Below are 22770 nucleotides of genomic sequence, written 5' to 3'. Positions count from 1 at the left end.
AGGTTACTTCTTCATCTGCTTAGCGCGGGAAGCGGCGCGCTTGCGGTCGGTGGCGGAAAGCTCCAGCTTGCGCACGCGCAGCACGTCTGGGGCGACCTCGACGCACTCGTCGTTGCCACAGAATTCCAGCGCTTCTTCCAGGGAAAGCGTGTGGGCCTTGGCCAGGGTGACCGTGGCGTCTGCGGTGGCAGAGCGCATATTGGTCAGCTTCTTTTCCTTGGTGATATTGATGTCAATATCCTCATCGCGGTTATTGGCACCCACGACCATGCCTTCGTAGGCCTCGGCGCCTGGCTCGACGAAGAAGTTGCCGCGGTCAGCCAGCTGCATCAGTGCGTACTGGGTGATCTGGCCGGTGCGGTCAGCCACCAAGGAGCCGGTGGCGCGGGACTTGATCTCGCCGGCCCAGACATCGAGGCCATCGGAAATGGAGTTGGCGATGCCGGCACCGCGGGTCTCGGTCATGAACTGGGTGCGGAAACCGATAAGGCCGCGGGCGGGAACGCGGAAGATCATGCGCACCCAGTCACCCTCGCGCACGTCCATGGACTGCATCTGGCCCTTGCGGGAGGCCAGCAGCTGGGTGATGGCACCCTGGTGCTCCGACGGGGAGTCGATGGTGAGGATCTCATAAGGCTCGTAGGTCTTGCCATCGATCTGCTGGGTCACAACCTGCGGCTTACCGATGGTCAGCTCGAAGCCCTCGCGACGCATGGACTCGATGAGCACGGACAGAGCCATCTCGCCGCGGCCCTGAACCTCCCAGGTATCGGGGCGCTCGGTGGGCAGCACGCGCAGGGAGACGTTACCGATAAGCTCCTGCTCCAAGCGGGCCTTGACCATGCGGGCGGTCAGCTTGGTGCCGCCGCCGCGGCCTGCCATCGGCGAGGTGTTGACGCCGATGGTCATGGAGATGGCCGGCTCATCAACGGTGATGCGCGGCAGGGCCTCGGGGTTTTCTGGATCGGCGATGGTGTCACCAATCATGACATCGGAGATACCAGAGATGGCGACGATATCGCCGGCGATGGCCTCTTCGGCCGGCTGGCGCTCGAAGCCGACGGTGCGCAGCAGCTCGGCGACCTTGACGGTCTTGGTGTGCTGGTTGCCCTCATCGTCGTAGTGGATCCAAGCCACCTGCTGGCCCTTCTTGATGCGGCCGGCGTAGATACGCAGCAGCGCGATACGGCCGAGGAAGTCGGAGGCGTCCAGGTTGGTCACGTGCGCCTGCAGCGGGGCATCGACGGTAGCGGAAGGCTCGGGCAGGACGTTGTAGATGACATCGAAAAGCGCCTGCAGGTCCTCGCTATCGGGGACGTTGCCATCGCCCGGGTTCTCGGTGGAGGCAACGCCGGCACGGCCAGAGGCATACAGGACCGGGAGATCGAGCAGCTCTTCGGCGGCGGCTGCGGCCTCCTCATCCTCGAGGCCGGCGGCGATTTCCAGCAGCAGGTCCTGAGACTCGGTAACAACCTCGTCGATGCGGGCATCGGGGCGGTCGGTCTTGTTCACGCAGACGATAACCGGCAGCTTGGCCTCGAGCGCCTTGGTCAGGACGAAGCGGGTCTGTGGGAGGGGACCCTCAGAGGCATCGACAAGCAGCACGACGCCGTCCACCATGGAAATGCCGCGCTCGACCTCGCCGCCGAAGTCGGCGTGGCCCGGGGTGTCGATGACGTTGATGATGAGGTCTGCGCCGTCCTTGCCCAGACCCTGGCGGCGGATGGCCGTGTTCTTGGCCAAAATGGTAATGCCGCGCTCGCGCTCCTGATCGTTGGAGTCCATGACGCGGTCCGTGTGCTCACCGTGTTCGCCAAAGGCACCGGACTGCTCCAGCATGCCGTTGACCAACGTGGTCTTGCCATGGTCAACGTGCGCGACAATGGCAACATTACGGAACTCGGTATTACTCACTAGTTGGGTTCTCCTTCGGAGGATCTACAAGCGCTGGTGCGCGAGAAATGTTCTTGAACGACGTCCTACGATACCCCCTAACAGGGCATAGTGCAGCATCGGGGAGCCAAGACGCGACCTATGCCACCCCGTAACGTCTCGCGCGCCGGAAACGACCTAGTACTTGACACTTCCCAGCGGATCACTATCGTTACTAGAGTTATTATTGTTACTGATGTGATTAATGGGGCTGTATTGCTTTCCCTCCGCGAGATAACAAGGACCTGATACCGTGAGCCACGCCCGAACCTCTTGGCGCCTAAGCGGGCGCACCGGCTATATCGCCGCTGCCACCGCCGCACTAATTGGCCTTGCCTCTCCCCTGGTTGCGCCCGCGCAGGCCTTCGCCCCGGACCTCTCCTCACTGGCCCAGCAGCACTTGCCCGCCAGCCCCTTAGATGAGCTCGGCCGCCCCGCCCCGGAGACCCAGGACCGCGTGCGCGCCTTTGCCGCACAGCCGTGGATCCCCGAAGAGGCCCGCAATGCAATCCTGTCAGGCCTGGCCTTCTTTGCCGGCAACGGCGACGGCGATGGCGGCGTCGCCTTACCACAGGGCGATAACCCGCACTTCCGGCAGTTCTACTGGCCCACCGTCTCCGCGCACTGCATCGGCGGCACCAACGCCGCCACCGGCTCTGCCATCGCGGTCCCCGGACCCACAGAGATTCCCGCCCCGGGCGCCGGCGAGGGCGAGACCGCCTTCCTCTTTACCGCCCTGGGCACCCCACCGGCAGCACCGGATCAAGGCGGCATGCATGTGCAGTGGTTCAATATCAATACCCTGCAAAGCGGCATTACCCCGCTGCACAATAACGGCATCAACCAGGATGGGCCCACGACGCTCTCCGGCACCGCGCACACGGGCAAGGGCCTGGTCATCGCGCTGCTTTCCGGCTCCGTTAATACCACCGAGGCGCGCTGCGATTTCGCCCCCACCGCCGCCTTCCTGGAGGTGAAGTAATGGCCGTTGATCTCCACCCAGTCAAGCGCGAGACCTTTAATACCGCGGATTTTACCAATACCGATCCCAAGGGTTACCTCCGCCAAGTCGATACCTACACCGAAACCGAGTTCGGCCTGTACATGGCCCGCGGCGCCGATCACCCGCGCTTTGGCTACCTCGAATCCTGGCTCCTGCCAAGCCTCAACCTGCGCGCGAATATCTTCCACTTCCGCCCCGGCGTTGAGGTGGAACAGGACTTTTATATCGACGTCGCCGAAATCCAGCGCCACGGCAACGAATGGACCACCCGCGATCTCTACGTTGATCTGGTGACCACCACCGGCGAGCCCATCACCGTCCTCGACATCGACGAGCTCTCCGCGGCGACGTCTGCCGGCCTCATTTCCGCCGAGGACGCCGAGCTCGCCATCGACACCACCCTGAACGCGGTCGAGGGAATTACCCGCCACGGCGACGATGCAATGACCTGGCTTGCCCACCACGGCATAGACTTGTCTTGGTCAGACAACGTAACTTTAGCCCCCGAAGGATAAGCCATGGCCGGTGGCCTTTTCGCCCTGCTTGACGATGTCTCCTTAATCGCCCGCGCCGCCGCCTCCAGCGTCGACGATGTGGCCGCCCTAGGCGGCAAGACCTCCATGAAGGCCATCGGCGTCGTCGTCGATGATGCCGCAGTAACCCCGCAATACGTCGAGGGCATCAAACCGCAGCGTGAGCTGCCAATGATCTGGCGCATCACCAAGGGCTCGCTCATCAATAAGCTCGTCATCATCTTGCCTATTGCGATGATCCTGTCCTGGATCGCGCCGTGGGCGCTGACACCCATCTTGATGTGCGGCGGTACCTATTTGTGTTTCGAAGGCGCGGAAAAGATCCTCTCCTTCTTCCACTCCTCCCCAAGCGATGCCACCGATACCGTCCAGCACAAGGGCCCCGAGGCCGAAGATAGCCTGGTGAAATCCGCCATCACCACCGATCTCATCCTGTCTGCTGAAATCATGGTGATTTCCTTAAATGAGGTCATCGATCAGCCCTTCTGGCTGCGCCTCGGCGCGCTCATCGCCGTCGGCATAATCTTGACCCTAGGCGTCTACGGTGCCGTGGGACTGCTGGTCAAGATGGACGACATCGGCCTAGCCTTAACCCAGCGCCGCGATGGCAACTCCCTTCTCGGCAATGCCTTGGTCAAGGGCATGCCCATCGTGTTGGACATCATCGGCATCATCGGCACCGCCGCCATGTTGTGGGTAGGCGGGCATATCGTCACCTCGGGCCTCCACGAATTCGGGGTAGACCAGCCGCACGGGTTTATCGAGGCCGCCACTGAACATATCCACAATGACGCGCTGAGCTGGCTGGCCGAAACCGGCCTGTCCATGGTGTGCGGGCTCATCCTCGGACTTGTCATCGCCAGCATCGTCATGGCGGTCAAGGCCTCGACCGGCTCGCCGTCTGCCACCTCGGCAGCGCAGCACTAAGTTACATAAACAGCATGAGCGATACAGCCATAATGGCCATACCGGCGATAAGGCCGTAGATGGCGTAGTGGTGTTCACCAGTTTCTTCCGCGGTGGGAAGCAGCTCATCGAGGGAAATAAACACCATGATTCCTGCCACGGCGGCAAAGCTAATGCCCATGGTGGCCGGCCCCAATACCGGCATGAGCAGGCCAAAACCGATGAGCGCGCCGAGTGGTTCAGCCAGTCCGGAAAGCGTGGCCCACCAGAAGGCCTTCTTGCGCGAGCCGGTCGCCTCCCGCAGCGGCACTGCGACGGCGATGCCTTCCGGGATATTGTGAATGGCAATCGCCACGGCCACCGGCACCGCAATCTCCTTGGACTCCAGGCCGGATAAGAAGGTGGCAAAGCCCTCCGGGAAATTGTGTAAGCCCAGCGCTACTGCGGTAAATACGCCCGTCTTCATCAACCTGCCCCGGCGGGCGTCTTCTTCCGTCGTGCCCGGTTCGTGCGGGTTAATTTCTTCTGGCACCATCCGGTCAATAATCGCGATGACCGCAATACCGGCAAAGAAGGCCCCTACCGCGGCCCAGGTGCCAGGCTTTTCGCCCCCGAGGGCATCGCCAAGCTGCTCTATGCCTTCCGGCAGGATTTCCATGAAGGAAACATAGAGCATCACACCCGCCGAAAGGCCCAGGGCCGCGGCCATAAACGCGGACCCTGGCTGGCGCTTTCCCACCGCCAATGCCCCGCCGATGGAGGTGGACAGGCCCGAGAGCAGGACCAATCCAAAGGCGAAGGCGAACGTGGACAAGGTCATGGTCTGTGACTGTACCTAACTAAAATTATCGAGCCTTAATGAGCGGGCGGGGTCTGTGCATCGTCATCGGTGGAGCCCGAGACGAACTCGCCGTCGGCCACCGAAGGATCATCATCCACGTAGCGGCCGGCTTCATAGTCATATCCGATGGCGTGGCCTTCCTCATCGGTGCGCGCGTACCACTCAGTGACCTCTGCGGCGGTGGAATCAAATTCGCCGCCGGTGGCGTAATCGGAGTCTCCCGCAGTGGGCTCGATCGACAGGGCAAAGTTATCGCCGTATTCGCGCACGCCGTGGATGACCGCATTGGACACGGCCTGGTGCTCGTAATAGTGGCGGATGGAGGCCGGATCGTGGCGCAGTTCCCTAATCAGGGCAATGCACATCAACACGATGATGACGGCAAAGGGAAGCGCCGTAATGGTGATGAGGTTTTGCAGGCCTTGCAGCGCGTTTTTGCCGCCGGAGATGAGAATAACCACGGCGATGCCCGCCATGCAGATCACCCAAAAGACGGTGACCAAGGGCTTCGGCTGTGGGTTGCCGCGCTGGGTGAGCTGGGAATTGACCAGCGAGGCTGAGTCCGCAGTGGTGATGAAAAATACCACGAGCATGACGATGACCAGCGGGGCCATCCAATTGGATCCGGGGAAATGGTCCAAGACGTTGAAGAAGATGTCTTCGGCCGCCGGCATGGAATCGATGGTGCCATCGGGGGCGATATCGCCATCGCGGCGCTGCAGCCAAATGGTGGTGCCGCCCAAGATGGTGAATGCGGCGATGATGATGGCAGAAGGAATAAACAGCACGCCAAGGACGAATTGGCGGATGGTGCGACCGCGGGAAATCTTGGTCACGAATACGCCGACGAACGGCGACCAGGATACCCACCACGCCCAGTAGAACGTGGTCCACGAGGATAGGAAGGAGACCATATCTTCGCCTTCACCCATGTTGGCGGACAACATTTCAGGGGTGTTATCGAGGTACTCGATGATGACTGCGGGCATCATATTGGCCAGCAAGGCAGTCGGTCCGATGACGAAGAAGAAGATGGCGATGCCTAGCGCCAATGCCAGGTTGATATTGGATAGCCACCGCACGCCCTTAGCCACACCAGACACGGCGGAAAAGATGGTGCCGATGGACAGCACAATGATGATGACCAACGCCGCGGTATTGCCAGCGGTGGACCAGCCACTGACGATTTCCACGCCGCGGCCGATCTGCAGCGCGCCAATGCCCAAAGTAGCCGCGGTACCAAAGAGGGTGGCGATGATAGCCAGGCCATCGATAATGCGCGCCGGTGTGGAATCGGTGGAGCGGTTGCCAAAAAGCGGCATCAAGATAGAGCTCATCAGGGGTACGCGCCCGCGGCGGAAGGACACGTAGGCCACGCACAGCCCGACGATGGCATAGATAGCCCATGCATTAAGGCCCCAGTGCATGGCCGATTGGGCCAGCGCGCCGAGCACCGCTTCATCGCTGGCGGCCTCATAGGCACCAGGGCGCGGCGAGAGATAATGCGTAAGCGGTTCGTAGGGGCCGAAGAAAATAAGCCCGATGCCGATGCCCGCGCCAAAGAGCATGGCGGCCCAACTGATCGTGGAAAACTCCGGCTTTTCGCCATCCACGCCGAGTGGGATTTTCCCGTACTTGGAAAAGGCCAGGATCAACAGCAGGAACATCAGGAAGGTGGCCAGGGCCGTAAAGATCCAGCCTAGGTTGCGCATAACCCAGTCCAGGGCCGTAGAGGAGGTATTAAAAACCTGTTCGGGGGCGAGCACTCCCCACACCACGAAGGCGATGACGAGCCCACCGACAACGCTCAAGATGGTCTTATCCACACTGTATTTAACCTTTTGGTCCTCAATGGATACGCCAGGGACCAAGGCGGGGTGAATATTGTGCGGGTAGATGATGTCGTGCAGGATGCGCTTGGCGCCGCGCACGCGCTTTTGGCTTTCTTCCGTATTATTAACGTTTTCCAGCCCACTGGTGGTTCCGTTATCGGGCTGGGGCGATGAATTAGACGACAAAGCCCTACTCCTATTTCGTTATGCACTATTCAACTTAAGGGAATCATTAATACGTTAACGAACATTGGCTAAAACCACCGACTAAGCGCTGTTTTACCCCCACATGCGTAAAATGAGATCCGTACGTTACGCCCCGCTTTAGAGCTTTGGAGTTACTTTTCCTATGGTGCCCTACCCGCTTGCGACCAGCTACTTCGGCGTCGAACACGTCGCCATCCTGGAACATGTCATCTCCGGCACGGTGCTGAGCATTCCTGGCGTGGGTAGTCAGCCTACTCTTATCGATGTCTCTCTAGAGCCCGATACCTACTCCAACGGCTGGCGGGTGCGTTCGGAATTTGGTTTCATCGGGTTCCTCGATGAGGTAGAGGCAGCCGAATACCCGGACCTACACCGGTTGAAGGCCTCGCAGGCCACCCCGCAGACGGTAGCCACGATCGGCATCATTGACGGTGAACTCGAGGTCGCCGTCTCCCTCGGGCTGTGGCCGTGGATGGTGCCAGTCAATGACCAGCCGGCCGAATCGGCGCTGCTCGCCGGCGGTCACGGCGCGGTCGTTGATACTGCGGCGGGCGACCTGACCGAGTCGCAGCTATCTCAACTTGAAACGCAGCAATTCTTTGTCACGCTCAAGATCATCGATGACGCCGTCGTGGCCTCGTGTGGCGATACTGTGGTCGGTCCGTGCGGCGTGTTGAGCCAGTTGCCGGGTCTGCGCGCCGCGTATGCGGCGGCACAAGAAGCCGGTACTGTGTTGGCAGCCCGTGCCTATAGCGGCGGCGGGATGATCGCGGTGGATATCCCGGCAGCGAATGCCACAGATACCGAATTATTCTCCCCGGCGGTACCACCCCTGCGGGTGCCGTCTGGCCGCACCGCGCTTCCCAGCACCACCACATCCCGCCCTACCACCCCAGCCCAGCCCGAGGGGTGGGAGTTCGCGCTGGAGTCCGCCGACATTGCAGGCGATCTTCCCACCGGCTCCCGGCGCCCAGTCAGCCCGAGTGCCAACAAGGATCTGGGCTCGGCCGAAGCGTCGCCCGCGACGCCCAGCACTGCTCCAGAGAACGACGCTGCCCCGACCACGCCTCGTGCCCACGAGAAGAACGAGGCTGCGGCACCGCCCGCTAGCAGCGGCTTGGCCGACTTGGTCTCGTCCATGCCGGGCTCACAGAACCTAAGCTGGCGCGCGCTTCCCGTCGCAGAGGAACCGGGCCGCTTTTCTTCCGAATCCGCCCGCGTGCGCGCCCGGCGCGTGGCGCGCGAGCAGTCCCGCCCGCGCGGCGGCAATCACCGCAAATAAGGCGCCCGCTTGTGCTTAGCGCAGTGTGCGCTTGCCACCCTCGCCACGGCGGGTAATGCCTTGGGCATCGAGGTATTCCAGCAGTGGGATAGCCACCCGGCGGGTGGTCCCCAGCACTTGGCGCGCGGCGGACAAGGTAAAGGGCTGTTCGAGTTGTGAGAGGTGCTCCCGTGCCTTGTCTGGGGCGTCCGGCAGGAGGATGATGCCATCTTTCAGACGTAGCAGGCGCCCAGCGCGCTCGGCGGCGGCCAGTTCTTTTTCGCTCAGCCCCAGCTCTTTAAGCTCGTGTGCCTCTGGTGCGGCAAAGGGTTCAGTTTCTAACCTGCGTTCCAATTCGGCCACGGCGGGCTCGGCGGCGCCGAGATCTACGGTGTGGCCAGGCAGCCGGATTAAGCCTTCGGATTCTTCAGCGTGCGCAGCGGCTACCGCTAGGCGCAGCAGCCCTTCTTCCTTAAGGCCCAAGGCATCGAGTGCCGCATTGCGCGGCATGCCCGGTGCGAGCGGATTCGCTGCAGCGTGCTCCTGCAGCGCGGTAGTCAGCGCTTCTTTCCAGCGCGTTACCTGGCGGGCGGCAATCCACCACTGTTGGAAGTTAATGATGCCCGGCGGCGTGGCATCGGTGTCATAACCATCGAGTTCCAGGTCCGCGCGCCGGGCATAGCCCACACGCTGCAGGTAGGAGGAAGGATTGCGGAAAGAGGTGTGCTCCGCCAATGCCTCGGCACGCTTGCGGGCGGCGCCGCGGCGGTCTAGCTCCGGCGGGCGCACGTCGATGACCTCCACGCCGGCGCTAACATGTCGGCCGCCGGGGCTGCGGACGACTAGGCGATCCAGGATGACCAGCGGCATAGCGCGCGATAGGCGCAGGCGGGCAAAGTCCGCTGACAGCGGCCGCAGGTGCGCTTCTACCCCGGCGGTACCGCAGTGGACCACGAGGTTATCGGGCAGTTCATCAAGCGCGGTGCCAAAGGTGCGGTGGACGTCCACGGTATCGACGCCGCGCCACGCACCTGGGGTAAGCAGCAGATCACCGCGGTGGATATCGGCGGCATCGACCCCGCGCAGGTTGACCGCGGCACGTGTTACGGGGCCCAAGGATTCCTGCGCGGTATTTTCGCTATGCAAGCCACGGATCTCCACCCGCTTGTCCCCTGCCGCGGTGGAAAGCACCAGGGCATCGCCGGTGCGCAGCGTGCCAGCACTCAGCGTCCCGGTCACCACGGTTCCCGCGCCCTTGACGCTAAAAGCGCGATCGATCCACAGGCGCACCGGGGCGTCTGTGTCGGGTGCGGGCACGCGGGCCACCAAGTCATCGAGCGCCGCGCCCAGTTCCGCCAGGCCCTCGCCGGTGTGGGAGGAGACGGGGATAATGGGGGCATCGGCAAGCGGGGTGGCAGAAAACTGCGTGCGTACCTGGGCGGTGACCTCCGCGCGGCGCTTTTCATCGGCGCGGTCGCTGCGGGTCAAGGCGATGACGCCGTGCTCGATGCCCAGCGCGTGCAGCGCGTCGCGATGGTCGGTGGATTGGGCCTGCCAGCCCTCGTCCGCGGCAACCACGAAAAGCACCACGGAGGCCGGGCCCACCCCGGCGAGCATATTGCCAAAGAACTTTTCGTGGCCGGGAACATCCACAAACGCCACGTCCGCGCCGGAGGGCAGCGCCGTCCAGACAAAGCCTAAGTCAATGGTCAGCCCGCGGCGTTTTTCCTCGGCCCACCTATCCGGATCCATGTCTGTGAGGGCGCGCACCAGGCTGGACTTGCCGTGATCGACGTGGCCGGCGGTCGCGATGACGTACACCTACATCACCGCCCGGATGGCCGCGATGAGCACCTCGTCCTGGGACTCGGGCACGCAGCGCACGTCAATGAGGCAGCGGCCTTGGTGCTGGCGCGCCACCACCGGCGGGGTGTGCTGGCGCAGCTTTGGTGCAAGTTCCTCCGGCAAGGACACCGCAACGCCGGGCAGCGGGTACTCGGGGGCGCCTCCCCCGCCCACGCGGCCAGCATGCTCAACAACCTCGCCACCCACCGCCGCGGCGATGGCCTCGGTGCGCTCGCGGTGGCGCGCCGGGTCAAGGTGGAGGGCCTGATTCACCGCATTGGCAGGCGTCGTGATCGCTGCCTCTAAGGCATTGAGCCGCAGCTTATCTATGCGCACCGCCCGCGCCAGCGGGTGCTTTTTCACCGCCGCAATCGCGTCCTTAGTGCCCAATAAGATGCCGGCCTGCGGCCCGCCCAAAAGCTTATCGCCCGAGGCGATGACAATATCCGCCCCGGCTTTCAGCTGCGCGTGAATATCGGGCTCGTCTGGCAGGACCGGATCGTGGGTGAGCAAGCCCGAGCCGAGATCCACAATAAGGTTCGTGCCTTGTTTCTTCGCCAGGCGCGCCAGCTCGCCCACGCCCACAGAGGAGCTAAACCCCTCAATCCGAAAATTGGACGGGTGCACCTTCAAAATCGCGCCGGTCTCCTCCCCCAGCGCGGCTTCATAATCGTGGAGGTGCGTCCGGTTGGTCGCGCCCACCTCGCGCAGGCGCGTCGCGGTGGATTCAATAAGTTCCGGCAGGCGAAACCCCGCGCCAATTTCAATGAGCTCGCCGCGCGAGATGATGACCTCCTTGCCCGGGGCCAGCGCGGCCGTGGCCAGCAATAAGGCCGCCGCACCGTTATTGACCACCAGCGCATCCTCCGCGCCGGGGCACGCCGCCAATAGGGCCTGGGTGGCACCGGCACCGCGCCGGGACGAGCGCCGCCCGGTGTCTAAGTCCATTTCCACGTCGGTATATCCGGCCGCGTCCTGCAGCGCGTCGATCGCGGCCGCAGGCAGCGGGGCGCGGCCCAAGTTTGTATGGATGATGACGCCGGTGGCATTGATGACCGGCTGCAAGGAATGGGTGCTGTGGTCAGCCAGCCTTAGCGCTATTTCTTCCTCCACGCTGGCAACGGGCACGTCCCCGCGGCGGGCGGCAGAGAGCACGGCCCTAATCGTGGCGCGGATGGCGTGTTCAGCGAATATCTCCCGTGCGCGCTCTACCGCGGGGAGCCGCAATAGCTCATCCATGCGGGGTAAATTCCGGCGGGGATCACGGGCATTATTCGCGGGGCGACCAGCGTTATGACTCGGCACTCGTTTTCCTCCTTGCGCGCTTTTGGCGGAGACGGACAGGAATCGAACCTGCCAGACCGAGATGCTCGGCCTCACCGGTTTTGAAGACCGGGGCGCCCACCAGGACACGTACGCCTCCGCCTGGCTACTTTACAGATCCCGCGCGCACCCCACCGCCGCCGCCCCACCACTTCCGGCGGGTAAAATGACCAACATGATGGAGCAGATTAATTTAACCTCTTTCGCCGCAGGTGGCGGCTGCGCCTGCAAGATTCCCGCCGGGCAATTGGAATCGGCGGTAGAAGGGCTCATCGGCAAGGCCGATCCCAATGTCTTGGTCGGCCTCGACGATGGCGATGATGCCGCAGCGGTCAAGATCGACAACGGCGTCGCCGTGATTTCTACCGCGGACTTTTTCACCCCCATGGTCAATGATCCCTATACCTGGGGCCAGATTGCCGCGGCCAATGCGCTATCTGATGTCTACGCAATGGGTGGCACCCCCATTACCGCCATCAACCTCGTGGGCTGGCCCAATGAGAAGCTTGGCTTGGACGTCCTGCGCGAGGTGCTGCGCGGCGGCATGGATAAGGCCACCGAGGCGGGCATTTCTATTACCGGCGGCCACTCCATTACCGCCCCGGAGCCTTTGTACGGCATGGCGGCGACGGGCATCGTTGATCCCGAAAAACTCATGCGCAACGATGCCGCGGAGGCCGGCCTGCCCATTACGCTGACCAAGCCCATCGGCGTGGGCATTTTGAATAATAAACACAAGGCCACCGGCGAGGTGTCCCAGGCCGCCATCGATTCCATGACCGCGCTCAACCGCCAGGCCGCCCAGGATGCGGTCGCCGCAGGTGCGCGCGCGGCCACCGATGTCACCGGCTTCGGGTTACTGGGCCACCTGTACAAGATGTGCCGCGCCTCTGGCGTATCGGCTGAGCTGGACTTTTCCGCGGTCCCCACCGTGGACGGCGCCACCGATGCCCTCGCGGAAGGCTTTATCCCGGGCGGTTCGCGCCGCAACCTGGATTGGGTGCGCCCGCACCTGCAGCCCTCCTCCCTTACGGAGGAAGAGCTAGTGCTGCTTGCCGATGCCCAAACCTCCGGCGGCCTCCTCATCATCGGCGAGGTCCCGGGCTACCCGGTCATCGGCCGCACTACGCCGCTTTCTGACGATGCCTATATCACCATTTCCTAAGATGAATCACCGCATTTTTAGCCTGCCCCTTGCCACCCTCGCCCTCAGCGCGGGCTTAGTCGCCTGCGCCGATGAGAGCACCAATCGCGGTTGCTCGCCCATCGAATTATCGGAACTGCGCACGTCATTGCCAGACACCCTGATCGGCGCTAACCAGGATCCCGATTCCACCAGCGATGAGGATGACTCCTTTTCCGTGCTCTATGGCGGCGATTCGCCGGAAAAGATTAGCGTGCTGGGCACGAAATACGAGTCCGATAATGAGGCCGTATGCCCCGATGACCCAGATGCGGCGGCGGAGCGCTACTTGGAGCTGGTCAATGAGGACATCGATAAGCAAAATGCCGCCCAAGGCCGCGTGGGAAATGAGTACAAGCCGTTCGATTTCACCGCCGCGGACCGGCATTTTTATTGCTCGGCCTGGGAGGTCGAGGATGCCGTCTCAACCACCTGCGTGACCACGGTGCATGACGCTGCGGTGAACTACTATCTCCACCGCGATTCCGAGTCCTTGGAGGCGGAGCAATCGCGCATGCAGGAGATCGGCGAAGAGCTTGCCGATTCCTTCGCCAACCTCGACTAAACTAGCTAGCCCTCGCTAGCCTGCGCTGAGCACGTCGGTGGCAAGCCCTTGCTCGCGCCGGCGCCGCTCCGCACGGCGTTTTTGCGGCCCCATCGTGGTGGCCGGGTTCTTCACCGCCTCCAAGCCAGCGTTGAGCACACCAAAGCGCGTGCACGCAGAACCAGCAAGCAAGGCCAGGCCCGAAGCCACAGACACGGCGCGGGACTTCGTCGCCGCCGCCACCGCGCTGCCCACGCCGCCAGCGGCAATCAGGTACTCCGAGGCGCGCATGAGCTTCCCCGGTGCGCCGTGGTGCAATTCCTCGCGCGGCTCCGGCTCCATATTGTTTTCTAATACCTTCGTCGCCGCGATATCGCTGGCCGCAGCCGCCATGCCCAAGGCCCGGGCAGGCCCGGCGTGTTTCACCGGGGTGGTGACCATGGCCAGGCCGGAGGCCGCTGCCGAGGCAGAGGATACAAAGACATAGGGCAAGTGCCGCTTCATGTCATTCCACACCGGGTTGGACGTATTGGACAGCAACACCGCCGTATATCCGGCCAACGGGCCGCCGAGCACACCGGTTATCACCCCGGCCGGAGTCGCGGCCTTGCCTAGGCTCGCGCGCAGCCACTTCGGAAGCGGCAGCTTCCGCTTGGTCGCATTATCCACCTCTACCGCTGCCGGAATGGCCGCCGCGGTGGAAAAGCCCGCGAGCAGCCACGATCCGAGCGACATCGGTGAGGTCACCTTGAAGACGCGGAACATATTCAACGCGCGCTCCGGCCGGCCCAGATCTAAAATCAAAAAGACCGAACCGGCGGCCGCCGCGCCAAAGGCCGCTACCCGCGTGGTCCGGCGCAAAGGTGCGTTGCCTGCGGCCTGTGCACCGGTGGCGAGAAGACCCGAACCGCCGGCAATACCGCCCAAGAAGAAATACCCACCGATGGGCCACTCCCACGGCGGGGCCTTGACTACCGGCCTGCCGTAGTAGGAAGAAAACTCGAAGTCTTCTGCCATCCGCTCCTCCTTGGAGCCATCCTGCGCACCCGCACCCGGGCGCTTGCGCTTCTTCTTGCGCTTCGGCCCATCGAAGTTGCGGTAGCGATTCGGCCGCTCCGGCTGCGGTGGCCGGTACTCATCAAAACCGCTCATTTGCGCCCTCCAATCAAAAAGGAACCCGCCACGGCCAGCGCCATCCCGCCGATGGCCTTGGCCGCGGTCTTATACATGCTCGGCAAATCCGCGGTGGGCACGCGCGGATCCGGCGGCAGGCCATAGACCTCTGGCGAATCTAGCAATAAGAAGATGGACCCGGTTCCGCCCACGCCATCGTTATCATTGGCGCCATAAAGCCGCGCCTCCGTTATGCCCTGTTCGTGCAGGACGCGCACGCGATCCTTCGCCGCGGCCAGCATGTCCTCATAGGTACCGAACTGGATGGAATCCGTGGGACACGTCTTGGAACAGGCCGGTTGCTCGCCCTGTTTCAGGCGGTCATAGCACATGGTGCACTTCTGGGCGACGCCCACATTCTTAATCGGCATCGCCTCGCCCGGCGTGTGATCCGTGCCTTGGGGTTTGCGCTGCTTGAGCTTTTTCAGCACATTAATACCGGCGTGCGAATTATCCTGATAATCCACCGTCGCGGTCTTATCGTATTTCAACGACACCCCGCCGTCATCGCGGCGTTCGATGACGCCGAAGGGGCACCCCGCCACGCAGGTTCCGCAGCCATTACACACATCATCTTGGACGACCACGGTGCCAAACTCGGTGCGGAAGAGCGCGCCTGTGGGGCACACGTCCAAACACCCCGCATGCGTGCAGTGCTTGCAAACATCCGAGGACATCAACCACCGGAACGTATCCGTATCCGGCGGAGTGGTATCGACCTCGTCAGGCTTTCCACCGATGGTGGGCATGCCCAGGGAAATAAGCTGTTTTCCCTCTTCGCGCGCCTTCTCAATGCGGTCATTGTTTTGCTCCACGAAGGCGACGTGCCGCCACGTATTAGCACCCAAAGCGCCGGTGTTGTCATAGGAATTACCGGTGACGTCATATCCCTCTACCGGGTTGCGGTTCCATTCCTTGCACGCCACCTCGCAGGCCTTGCAGCCGATGCACACGGACGTATCGGTGAAAAAGGCCATGCGGCGGTAGGAATCATAGCCGTGCCGGCCCGCGTCCTCGGTCAGTAGATTAGTCATTTACTTACCTTCTTCGCCTTTACTTGCCGTCTCGCCGTCACTACTTTCCGCCCCAGGCTGGCCATGCTTTTCGGGTTCCGGGTTATAGGTAAACGAGTCAGGAACCGACAACAAATCATTGCCGGAATCCACACTTAACTGCGCCCTCTCCTGGTACTGCTTGAGCAGCTTCAAGCGACCTTCTCCCCTTGGCCGGCGGCCCGGTTGGATATCGCAGGCACCAATCTTTGAGTTCTGAATGAACACATTCGGCTCGAGCGTAAGGCCCAAGAGATCGTTAGCGCCGTCGCCTGCCACAGCGGTGGTCTCGGACTCGCCGTAGTGGAAGGGCAAGCCAATCTGGTGGAATTCTTCCCCATTGATCTTCAGCATCTGCATGCGATCGGTGACCAAGACCTGCGCCTCAATCACACCGCGCGGCGAGATAATCGTTGCCCACTCGCCATTTTCCAAGCCGCGCTTTGCGGCCAAGTCCTTATCCACCTCGCAGAATAGGCCCGGCTGCAGCTCCGCCAAATAAGGCAGGCGGCGCGACATCGCACCCGAGGTGTACATCTCCGTAAGGCGATAGGTAGAAAATACGAACGGGAACACCTCCGCACCGGGCATGCCCGGTTCTGGGCGCTGCAGGTTATCCGGGCGTTTGATGGTCAAGCGCGTCGGCGATTGCTGCTGCTTATACAGCACGTTGGTCACCGGGGACTCCTGCGGCTCATAGTGGGTGGGCAGGGGGCCATCGGAAAGCCCGGAAGGCGCAAAGAGCCAACCGCGACCGTCCGCCTGCATGATGAAGGCGTCCGTGCCATCGAGGGCGTCGGGACCGACGGCATCGGCAGGAGCCTTGTACTCTGGCGACTTCGTCACCGGGAAGTCAGGGACGTCATCGCCTACCCACTTGCCCTGGGCCTCGTCCCACCACACGTACTTCTTGCGCTCGGACCACGGGGTGCCATCCGGCTTCGCCGAAGCGCGGTTGTACAAAATGCGGCGGTTAGCAGGCCAGACCCAGCCCCACTCGGGTGCGACCTCGTTCTGCTCCGAGCCCGGGACCTTGCGTGCGGACTGGTTGACGCCATCCTTGTACACGCCGGTGTAGATCCAGCAGCCGCCGGAGGTCGTGCCGTCTTTCTTCATCTCCACGAAGGTGGGCAAAAGCTCGCCCTTCTTGGGCCCATCCAGGTAGTAGCCGTTGATCTCTTTGAGGACGTCCTCGGAATTCGGCTCTCCTTCCTCATTTTCCACGTAATCCCACGTCACCTTCTGGAGCGGGAGATCGCGCGGATCGGTGGAATCGCGCAGGCGTTCCTTCAGCTTCTTACCCAGCTGGTAGAAGAACCACAGATCGCTCTTGGCATCGCCTGGCGGCGGTGCCGCTTGGAAGCGCCACTGCAGCATACGTTGGGTCTGAGTAAAGGTACCGGCCTTTTCCACGTGGGTGGCTGCGGGCATTAGGAAGACCTCGGTTTCGATGTCTTCGGTCTTCAGCTCGCCGTTTTTAATCTCCGGCGCGTCCTTCCAGAACGAAGCGGTTTCGATTTCCTGGAAATCGCGTACGACCAGCCACTTCAGCGATGCCAAACCGCGGCGCTGCATGCCACCATTGGACTGCGCCACCGCCGGGTTTTGGCCGAATACGAAGTAGCCATCCACCTGACCATTGAGCATGGCCTGCAGGGTTTCATAGGTAGAATGCGCGCCGGAAATGCGCGGCATGAGGTCATAGCCCCAGTTATTTTCCTTGGTAGCCGCATCTCCCCAGTAGGACTTCATCAAGGACACGGCGTAATTCTCGCCAATCTGCCAGAAGCCCTTTTGGGACTCATCCCGGATCTCATCCACAAATTCCGGCCACGTCTGCTTTTCCACGCTCGGCATGGGCAGGTAGCCAGGCAGGGAGTGGAAAAGGGTCGGGATATCGGTGGAACCCTGAATGGAGGCATGCCCGCGCAGGGCCATGATTCCGGAGCCCGGGCGGCCCACATTGCCCATCAAAAGCTGCAAAATGGCAGCGGTACGGATGAACTGCGCGCCCAAGGTGTGCTGGGTAAAGCCCAACGCATAGGCGAAACACGTGGTGTGTTCCGGATCAGAATTCTGCGCAATGGAATCCGCCAGGTAGTAGAAGTCTTCCTGCGCGATGCCGCAGGTTTCTTCTACCAGCTCAGGGGTATAACGCGCATAATGGCGCTTGAGAATCTGGAAAACCGAATTCGGATGCTCCAGGGTGTCATCGCGCTCGACATTCCAGGAGGAACCTTCCGGTTTTTGCACGTATTGCCACGAATCGGTCACGTACGTGCCGGTTTCCGGGTCATAGCCAGAAAACAGTCCGTCCAATTCCTCGGTGTCTTGGTAATCCTCCGAGATGATCATCGGCGCATTGGTATACGCGACCACATAATCGCGGAAATACAGCTCATTTTGGAGCATGTAGTTAATGACCGCACCCAGCAGCACCACGTCGGTACCGCCGCGAATGCCAATGTGGCGGTTAGAGAACGCAGAGGTACGCGTATACCGCGGATCCACGTGAATAATGCGGGCACCACGCTTTTTGGCTTCTACGACCCACTGGAATCCCACCGGGTGGCACTCGGCCATATTCGAACCCTCGATGACGATGCAATCAGCATTCGCCATATCCTGCAGCGGTTGGGTTGCGCCGCCGCGGCCAAACGAAGTTCCTAAACTAGGAACTGTGGCGGAGTGTCATATGCGCGCCTGGTTTTCGAGCTGCACCGCACCGGCAGCGGTAAAAAGCTTCTTAATGAGGTAGTTTTCCTCATTATCCAAGGTCGCGCCGCCAAGGCCAGCGATACCCATCGTGCGGTTTAGAGTCCGCCCCGAATCATCGGTGTCTTGCCAGCCCTTCCGGCGCGCTTCCAAGAAACGATCCGCGATCATGTCCATCGCGGTGTCTTCATCCAGCTCCTGCCACTCGGTGGAGTGCGGGGCGCGATATTTAATCTTGGTCAATCGCGTTGCGGAGTTGACCAACTGCTCCGATGCCGAGCCCTTGGGACACAGACGCCCGCGCGAAATCGGCGAATCTGGATCGCCCTCAATCTGGATGACCCGGTCATCTTTGACATACACGCGCTGGGCGCAACCAACCGCGCAATATGGACACACGGATTGCACCACGCGGTCAGCTTCCACTGTGCGTCCGTGCTTTTCCTTGCTCTTGGTTGATTGCGTATTGATATCCCTGCCAAAGGGATCGCCGCTACGCAGCTGGCGCACCACCGGCCAGTTGAGAGGACTTAAGCGAGACATGACTTTAAATCTATATTTGGGCGGAAAATTTCTCTAGCAAGGTGATCCTAAGCGTTTTTCGCAACTGCGCTGATCGCGCATTCCACGCCCCGCACGACGTCCGTGAGCTCCAGCATCGGGCTGTCTTCCTTATTCTGCTCCTTAATAAACGGAACGTGGATAAATCCCGCCTTTACCTGCGTATCTTTGAAATGGTGCAACAGGCCATAGAGCAGGTGGTTGCACACAAACGTCCCCGCGGTGGTGGAGACCCGCGCTGGAATCTCAGCCTCCTGAATCGCTGCGACCATCGCCTTAACCGGCAAGGTGGAAAAGTACGCGGCTGGGCCACCTTCAACCACTGGTTCATCGCTTGGCTGGTTGCCTGCATTATCCGGAATGGAAGCATCCGCCAAATTGATGCCCACCCGCTCCGGAGTGATATGACCGCGCCCGCCGGCTTGCCCCAGGCAGACCACTGCGTCCACGGCTTCTTCCTCGGCCACAGCAATGGCCTGCTTCAGTGCTTCACCGAACACTGTGGGCACAGGATGCTTAATAATCTGCGCGCCACCGATTTCATCCGGCAAGCGATCCAGCGCGCGTTCCGTAGGGTTAATTTCTTCGCCACCAAAGGCATCAAAAGCAGTTACCAGAATCTTCATCATTCCAGTATGGCAGCTGACGGCGCCCCGCTGCTGTGATTCCACGCTGTTCTCTTAGTTTCCTCGTGGTGCCCCACCGCCCTTCGCGCTCACCGGCGGTGGCCTTTAGCGGGGCGCCGTTCTCGCGGTGAGCGCGAAGGTGAAGTGAACGAATGCGAGCGGACGGGCAGTGCGCTCAATCGGGTTCTAGGGTGCGCCTCCCCACCCCCGCCCTTCGCGCTCACGGGGAAGCGCTCGCTCAGGCCACTCGACTCTCACGGTGAGCGCGAAGGGCGGGGTGATGAAAACTAAGCAGTTAGCCGATTTGTTGCTTGGTCGTGCAATCAATCTTTGCGTAGGCACGGCCCTTCTTATCCACGGAGGAAAAGGCGTAGTTACCACCGTATGCGCGACAACCGGTGTAGGTATCCATGCTCGGTGCCTTCTGCGGTTGCGGGGCGACGTGCTCACTTCCGCCAGTGTTTGAATTAGACCCTGCGGCGGGCGCTGTGGCGTCTACATGTGCAGCTTCTTCTGCCAGTCGCCTCTCGCGCTCAGCCTCTCGCTCCGCCGCTTCACGCTCAGCCGCCGCCTGGCGCTCGCGCTCTTGTTCCCTTCGCTCCTCTTCTTTCGCCTTTTCCCGCTTGGCGGTCTCTACCTGTTCCTCAATTTCTTCTTCATGTTCAGATAGTTCCTTCTCCATCTGTTTTGCCAAGCGCTCTGGAGCTTCTGGATATGCGGCTTTTTGGAACTCACTGCGATCATCGCTACGTCCGCGCAAGGCGTCCAGCCCCTTCCGGGCAGCGTAGATCTGTGCAAGAGCCTTTGCGGCCCCACCGTCGTCGTCGCTATCGATGTTGGCAGCAATAATTCCGATCCCCGCGGCAGCAGCCGTAGCACCTTCAGCTTGCTCAAGTGACTCTGCCATATCTTCATCGCTGGATACTTGGCATTCATCGGAAACCCCGAAGACTCCCGTGCCCTTAGTCCTTGGCCCGCTTTCTGCTTCTTTTACCTCGTTATAGAACTTGCCATTAGCGCCAATCTTTTTGGCAACCGCAAGCCCCTCAGCAGCAATGTCTGCATTTACAAGATCGCCTCCAAGAAAGACACCGGCCAATGTGCGCCCATACTTATCAGTCTTCTCCTCGTCGTATTCCAGTGTCACCTCGGTTCCTTGTGGCAATCGACCTTCGAGGTACTCCTTGGCTTCTTCCGCTAAGCACTCGCTGGGCTTCCCATTGCGCCCGATTTCGGGAGTATCGATATTGAGGAATCGAACCCTCGTCTTTTCGCCATCAAGCGTGACGTCTATGGTGTCGCCATCGATGACGCGATTGACCACTGCGTGCTCGTCACTCTTCGCTACACCGACTCCCATCGACACCACGCCACCGAGTACGGCAACGCCAATTAACGGCTTTATCCAGCCCATACCTCTACCTCCTGTAAAAGAAATAAGAGTAAAGGTACCAGGAGGTTCACGGGCTACCTATTGGGTACACCCAGCATCTTGTTTGCGCCATCCCCCTCTCCCCACCCTTCGCGCTCACGGGGGATAGGAGCGCTAACCGAAATGAGGCTCGCGGCAAGCGCGAAGGGCGGGTTACAGGATGAGGATTGAAGGGTGGGGTTGCAGGACAAGGGATGAAGCGCGAGGTTTACGGATGAAGATTGAGGGCGCAGGTTGAGGAGCGCGGTGTGGGTAAGAGCGTACACAGGTGCTGAACTGCTTAGTCTACAAAGCAGTCTTAACGGCATCGCAGCTGGAAACGAGACCCTTTTTCCTTGTGGTTTGACGCATGGAATAAAGTAAGACTGGTCGAAGTTGAACAGAATCGTACTAACCAAATAGTCAGACCTGTTCAGTTTATTTCCAAAGGACGTTCTATGACACAAAAAGTTTCCTCTCGCTCCAAGCTCCCTAGCTGGGCAACGGGATTTGGCGCGCAAGTCATTGCGGGCCTTATCATCGGCCTTATCCTGGGACTGATCGCATCTGGCATGGATACCGATCCTGATAATCCAGGGTGGCTGACCAATCTGCTCAGCGGTGTCGGTGGCGCCTATGTCCAGCTATTGAAGGTCATGGTTCCGCCGCTCATCTTCGCCGCGGTGGTCACCTCTGTGGCTAACCTGCGCAAGGTTGCCAATGCCGCATCCTTAGCCGTTTCTACGTTGATGTGGTTCGCCATTACGGCGTTCTTTTCCGTCATCGTGGGCATCGTCGTGGCATTGGTCATGAAGCCCGGTGCTGGCGCGAGCGTCGATGCATCCGCTGCAAAGGATCCATCGAGCGTCGGTTCGTGGACTGCCTTCTTCGAGCAGCTGCTCCCTCAAAACTTCATCGGGCTTACGGCCTCTGCTAGCGATGGCGAAGTTACCCTCAACTTCGGTGCGCTCCAGCTGCTGGTTATTTCCTTGGCCATTGGCATCGCCGCGGTACAGACCGGTAAGGCTGCCGATCCGTTCTTGCACTTTACGGAGTCCTTCCTCAAGGTCATCCAAAAGGTCCTGTGGTGGATTATCCGCCTGGCACCGATTGGTACCGCAGCGCTTATCGGTAAGGCCGTTGCTACCTACGGGTGGGACGCACTTGGTTCGCTGGGCAAGTTCGTCTTGGCAATGTATGTGGGTCTGGCCATCGTCTTCGCCGTGGTCTACCCTGCAGTGCTGAAGTTCAACAATATTCCGGTCAAGGGCTTCTACAAGCGCATCTGGCCGGTAACCTCCTTGGGCTTTGTCACCCGTTCTTCCATGGGTGTTATGCCCGCAACGCAACGCTTTAGCGAACGCGCCCTGGGCGTTCCCACCGAGTACGCGTCCTTCGCAGTGCCCCTCGGCGCTACCACGAAGATGGATGGCTGCGCCTCCGTCTACCCTGCCGTTGCTGCGATCTTCGTTGCGCAGTTCTATGGCGTGGACCTAGACTTCACGCAGTACCTGCTCATCATCTTCGTCTCCGTCATTGGTTCCGCGGCTACCGCGGGTACCACTGGCGCGACGGTTATGCTCACGCTGACCCTGTCCACGCTGGGTCTGCCGTTGGCTGGCGTCGGTTTGCTGCTGGCCGTTGAGCCCATCATTGACATGGGCCGTACGGCGCTGAACGTCACGGGTCAGGCATTGTGCGCGACGGTCGTCGCCAAGCGCGCAGGCATCCAGAACCAAGAGGTGTGGGATGAAGCCGAAAATGGCGTCAAGCACATCATGGAGGAAGACTCCGACGAGGAAGTAAGCGTCAAGGCTTAATA

17 protein-coding genes and 1 tRNA gene are annotated in these 22770 nt (G+C 61.1%); 7 read left to right on the top strand and 11 right to left on the bottom strand.

Annotation, left to right across the window (positions count from 1 at the left end):
* Window positions 1-3: 3 nt before the first annotated feature.
* Entirely contained in the window at window positions 4-1914 is a 1911-nt protein-coding gene (gene typA, locus EL217_RS04380; protein WP_005280085.1) for a translational GTPase TypA, read from the bottom strand.
* Window positions 1915-2185: 271 nt separating this feature from the next.
* Here typA and EL217_RS04375 point away from each other — a divergent pair, with 271 nt between their 5' ends.
* From EL217_RS04375 to EL217_RS04365, 3 genes are read left to right on the top strand one after another with little or no spacing between them, the layout of a single operon-like run.
* A complete protein-coding gene (locus EL217_RS04375; protein WP_172596712.1) occupies window positions 2186-2914 on the top strand; it encodes a hypothetical protein in 729 nt (242 codons plus the stop codon).
* A complete protein-coding gene (locus EL217_RS04370; protein WP_126318743.1) occupies window positions 2914-3450 on the top strand; it encodes a DUF402 domain-containing protein in 537 nt (178 codons plus the stop codon). Before EL217_RS04375 ends, EL217_RS04370 begins: the two co-directional genes overlap by 1 nt.
* Before the next feature lie 3 nt (window positions 3451-3453).
* The gene (locus EL217_RS04365) at window positions 3454-4395 is read left to right on the top strand and encodes a DUF808 domain-containing protein (protein WP_023030934.1); all 942 of its coding nucleotides are present in this window, start codon (window positions 3454-3456) and stop codon (window positions 4393-4395) included.
* Between the two features lies 1 nt (window position 4396).
* Here the strand turns inward: EL217_RS04365 and zupT are convergent, their stop codons facing one another.
* Entirely contained in the window at window positions 4397-5194 is a 798-nt protein-coding gene (zupT, locus tag EL217_RS04360) for a zinc transporter ZupT (RefSeq protein ID WP_126318741.1), read from the bottom strand.
* Window positions 5195-5229: 35 nt separating this feature from the next.
* Window positions 5230-7146, bottom strand: a complete 1917-nt coding sequence (locus tag EL217_RS04355) for a BCCT family transporter (RefSeq protein ID WP_420026259.1) — start codon at window positions 7144-7146, stop codon at window positions 5230-5232.
* Between the two features lie 250 nt (window positions 7147-7396).
* Between EL217_RS04355 and EL217_RS04350 the strand changes: the two genes are divergently transcribed.
* Window positions 7397-8536: a hypothetical protein gene (locus EL217_RS04350; protein WP_126318740.1), complete on the top strand. Its 1140-nt coding sequence runs from the start codon at window positions 7397-7399 to the stop codon at window positions 8534-8536.
* 15 nt (window positions 8537-8551) lie between these two features.
* Here the strand turns inward: EL217_RS04350 and selB are convergent, their stop codons facing one another.
* The 3 genes from selB to EL217_RS04335 all read right to left on the bottom strand — a co-directional run bounded on the left by selB (window position 8552) and on the right by EL217_RS04335 (window position 11783).
* The gene (gene selB / locus EL217_RS04345; protein ID WP_126318738.1) at window positions 8552-10336 is read right to left on the bottom strand and encodes a selenocysteine-specific translation elongation factor; all 1785 of its coding nucleotides are present in this window, start codon (window positions 10334-10336) and stop codon (window positions 8552-8554) included.
* Window positions 10337-11599 carry an L-seryl-tRNA(Sec) selenium transferase gene (gene selA, locus EL217_RS04340; RefSeq protein WP_126320029.1) on the bottom strand — a complete coding sequence of 421 codons (1263 nt, stop codon included), beginning with the start codon at window positions 11597-11599 and terminating at the stop codon, window positions 10337-10339.
* 89 nt (window positions 11600-11688) lie between these two features.
* A tRNA-Sec gene (locus EL217_RS04335) sits at window positions 11689-11783 on the bottom strand.
* Window positions 11784-11861: 78 nt separating this feature from the next.
* Here EL217_RS04335 and selD point away from each other — a divergent pair.
* Both selD and EL217_RS04325 read left to right on the top strand, forming a co-directional pair.
* Window positions 11862-12848, top strand: a complete 987-nt coding sequence (gene selD, locus EL217_RS04330; protein WP_126320028.1) for a selenide, water dikinase SelD — start codon at window positions 11862-11864, stop codon at window positions 12846-12848.
* Between the two features lies 1 nt (window position 12849).
* Window positions 12850-13431, top strand: a complete 582-nt coding sequence (locus EL217_RS04325; protein WP_126318736.1) for a hypothetical protein — start codon at window positions 12850-12852, stop codon at window positions 13429-13431.
* A gap of 15 nt (window positions 13432-13446) precedes the next feature.
* Here the strand turns inward: EL217_RS04325 and nrfD are convergent, their stop codons facing one another.
* The 5 genes from nrfD to EL217_RS04295 form a co-directional block, all read right to left on the bottom strand.
* Window positions 13447-14562: an NrfD/PsrC family molybdoenzyme membrane anchor subunit gene (gene nrfD, locus EL217_RS04320; RefSeq protein ID WP_126318734.1), complete on the bottom strand. Its 1116-nt coding sequence runs from the start codon at window positions 14560-14562 to the stop codon at window positions 13447-13449.
* Complete coding sequence (locus EL217_RS04315) at window positions 14559-15617, bottom strand: 4Fe-4S dicluster domain-containing protein (protein ID WP_126318732.1); 1059 nt, start codon at window positions 15615-15617, stop codon at window positions 14559-14561. The genes nrfD and EL217_RS04315 overlap by 4 nt, the downstream gene beginning before the upstream one ends.
* Window positions 15618-18893, bottom strand: coding sequence for a formate dehydrogenase-N subunit alpha (gene fdnG, locus EL217_RS04310; protein WP_232018392.1), 3276 nt, complete (start codon window positions 18891-18893; stop codon window positions 15618-15620).
* A 47-nt stretch (window positions 18894-18940) separates the two neighbouring features.
* The gene (gene pcp / locus EL217_RS04300; protein WP_232018391.1) at window positions 18941-19582 is read right to left on the bottom strand and encodes a pyroglutamyl-peptidase I; all 642 of its coding nucleotides are present in this window, start codon (window positions 19580-19582) and stop codon (window positions 18941-18943) included.
* Between the two features lie 250 nt (window positions 19583-19832).
* Window positions 19833-20951: a thermonuclease family protein gene (locus EL217_RS04295; protein WP_126318728.1), complete on the bottom strand. Its 1119-nt coding sequence runs from the start codon at window positions 20949-20951 to the stop codon at window positions 19833-19835.
* A gap of 455 nt (window positions 20952-21406) precedes the next feature.
* Between EL217_RS04295 and EL217_RS04290 the strand changes: the two genes are divergently transcribed.
* Window positions 21407-22768, top strand: coding sequence for a dicarboxylate/amino acid:cation symporter (locus EL217_RS04290; protein ID WP_005280065.1), 1362 nt, complete (start codon window positions 21407-21409; stop codon window positions 22766-22768).
* Window positions 22769-22770 lie beyond the last annotated feature (2 nt).

The sequence above is a fragment of the Corynebacterium segmentosum genome (genome assembly GCF_900637825.1).
GTDB lineage: Bacteria > Actinomycetota > Actinomycetes > Mycobacteriales > Mycobacteriaceae > Corynebacterium > Corynebacterium accolens.
Note: the sequence above shows the minus strand (reverse complement) of the source record. Positions and strands in the feature narration are given on the sequence as shown.

Bases quoted from the DNA above. Each gene is read 5' to 3' on its own strand.
- EL217_RS04365 (WP_023030934.1), top strand. From the start codon at position 3,454: ATGGCCGGTGGCCTTTTCGCCCTGCTTGACGATGTCTCCTTAATCGCC.
- EL217_RS04370 (WP_126318743.1), top strand. From the start codon at position 2,914: ATGGCCGTTGATCTCCACCCAGTCAAGCGCGAGACCTTTAATACCGCG.
- EL217_RS04325 (WP_126318736.1), top strand. From the start codon at position 12,850: ATGAATCACCGCATTTTTAGCCTGCCCCTTGCCACCCTCGCCCTCAGC.
- EL217_RS04315 (WP_126318732.1), bottom strand. From the start codon at position 15,617: ATGACTAATCTACTGACCGAGGACGCGGGCCGGCACGGCTATGATTCC.
- EL217_RS04295 (WP_126318728.1), bottom strand. From the start codon at position 20,951: ATGGGCTGGATAAAGCCGTTAATTGGCGTTGCCGTACTCGGTGGCGTG.
- selD (WP_126320028.1), top strand. From the start codon at position 11,862: ATGGAGCAGATTAATTTAACCTCTTTCGCCGCAGGTGGCGGCTGCGCC.
- EL217_RS04290 (WP_005280065.1), top strand. From the start codon at position 21,407: ATGACACAAAAAGTTTCCTCTCGCTCCAAGCTCCCTAGCTGGGCAACG.
- nrfD (WP_126318734.1), bottom strand. From the start codon at position 14,562: ATGAGCGGTTTTGATGAGTACCGGCCACCGCAGCCGGAGCGGCCGAAT.
- selA (WP_126320029.1), bottom strand. From the start codon at position 11,599: ATGGATGAGCTATTGCGGCTCCCCGCGGTAGAGCGCGCACGGGAGATA.
- zupT (WP_126318741.1), bottom strand. From the start codon at position 5,194: ATGACCTTGTCCACGTTCGCCTTCGCCTTTGGATTGGTCCTGCTCTCG.
- EL217_RS04350 (WP_126318740.1), top strand. From the start codon at position 7,397: ATGGTGCCCTACCCGCTTGCGACCAGCTACTTCGGCGTCGAACACGTC.